Source organism: Halorubrum sp. SP9 (genome assembly GCF_005435015.1).
Classification (GTDB): domain Archaea; phylum Halobacteriota; class Halobacteria; order Halobacteriales; family Haloferacaceae; genus Halorubrum; species Halorubrum sodomense.
This window is the reverse complement of the sequence record NZ_SGXU01000827.1, coordinates 1-208: the sequence shown is the minus strand read 5'-3', so window position 1 is coordinate 208 and position 208 is coordinate 1. Positions and strand designations below refer to the sequence as shown.

Here is a 208-nt window from a genome sequence, read left to right as displayed (position 1 = left end):
GGTTCTCTGCGGCGGTGTCGACGCAGACGCGCGCCCTCATCGGTGGACTCGCGATATACGTGCTGTTCATCCCAGTCTGGTCTGTCGCGGAACTCCCGCTGTCACTCTGGCTGACCGCCGCGGACCCATCGTGGCTTCCCATCACCGGACAGGAGCTGTACACGCTGCTCAGAGTCGGGCGACCCTCCGGTGCGTTCGGAGTCATCAC

At 64.9% G+C, this 208-nt stretch carries 1 pseudogene; it reads left to right on the top strand.

Annotated features, from left to right (window positions below):
• A pseudogene (locus EXE45_RS21185) lies at positions 1-208 on the top strand (hypothetical protein); the annotation flags it as partial.